The following is a 1200-nucleotide window of genomic DNA, read 5'->3' on the forward strand; positions in this document are numbered from 1 at the left end:
GCTGGAGCCCGGTCTCGGCTTCGCGATCCGCGAGGGCGGCCGTACGGTCGGCGCCGGCACGGTCACCGAACTGGTCTGAGTCCGGAGCCCGCCTCCCGCCGTTTGCGGGGGGCGGGCTCGCCCCGTACACGTCACACTGCTGCCATGGCGGAGAAGGACGACGAAGCGAAGAAGCAACGAACGGCACTGGTACTGGGCGGTGGCGGGCTCGCCGGCATCGGCTGGGAGATCGGCATGCTGCACGGACTCGCCGCGGCGGGCGCCGATCCGACCGGTGCCGATCTCATCGTGGGCACCTCGGCCGGGTCGGTCGTCGGCGCGCAGCTCACCTCCGGCCGGTTCACCCTGCCGGAGCTCTACGCCCGTCAGCTCGCCGACCCGGCGGGGGAGGTGCCCGCGGGCATGGGCCCGACCGTGCTTGCCCGCTATCTCTGGGGCGTCGTGCGCTCCCGGGACGCCGAGGCGTACGGCGCACGCATGGGACGGCTTGCGCTGGGCGCCCGCACGGAGCCGGAGGAAGTCCGGCGTGCCGTCTTCGCCGAACGGCTGCTCACACACGACTGGCCGTCGGCGCGGCGGCTCGTCGTAACCGCGGTGGATGCCCTCACGGGGGAGTTCCGGGCGTTCGACCGGGAGAGTGGGGTCGAGCTGATCGACGCGGTCGGCGCGAGTTGCGCCGTTCCCGGTGTATGGCCGCCCGTCACCATCGACGGGCGGCGTTTCATCGACGGCGGAGTGCGCTCCTCGACCAACGCGGACCTCGCGGTCGGCTACGACACGGTCGTCATCGTCGCCCCCATCGCGGTCGGCGGCGGCCCGGTGCCGTCGGCCCGCGCGCAGGCCTCCCGGCTCGCGGCGGCCGGGGCCCGCGTGGTCCTGATCACGCCGGACCGGGCCGCCCGCCGGGCGTTCGGGCGCAATGTCCTGGACCCTGCGCGCCGGGCGCCCGCGGCGCGGGCGGGGCTGGCCCAGGCAGCGGCCCATGCGGAGGAGGTCCGCGGCGTCGTGGCCGGCTGACGGCCCGCGCGCAGCGCCCTGCCCGGCGGTGCGCCGCCCACGTCCCATGGACCGGTGCGTCCGTCCGCCGACACCGGACGGACCCCGAGCCTGTCCGGTGGATCTTGCTGGGCTCGCGACGCCCTGCGACTCCGTCTCCTGCGTTGTCGTCAGTCGGCATGGCTCCGCCATGACTCTCCCCCT

2 protein-coding genes are annotated in these 1200 nt (G+C 75.2%); both read left to right on the forward strand.

The window, feature by feature from the left end; all coding sequences use genetic code 11:
• The coding region (locus tag ACWGI8_RS44440) for an EF-Tu C-terminal domain-related protein (protein ID WP_453669339.1) at positions 1 to 79 on the forward strand (79 nt) is incomplete at its 5' end.
• Positions 80 to 144: 65 nt separating this feature from the next.
• The gene (locus tag ACWGI8_RS44445; protein ID WP_453669337.1) at positions 145 to 1017 is read left to right on the forward strand and encodes a patatin-like phospholipase family protein; all 873 of its coding nucleotides are present in this window, start codon (positions 145 to 147) and stop codon (positions 1015 to 1017) included.
• Positions 1018 to 1200: the final 183 nt, after the last annotated feature.

Source organism: Streptomyces sp. NPDC054841 (assembly GCF_053611045.1).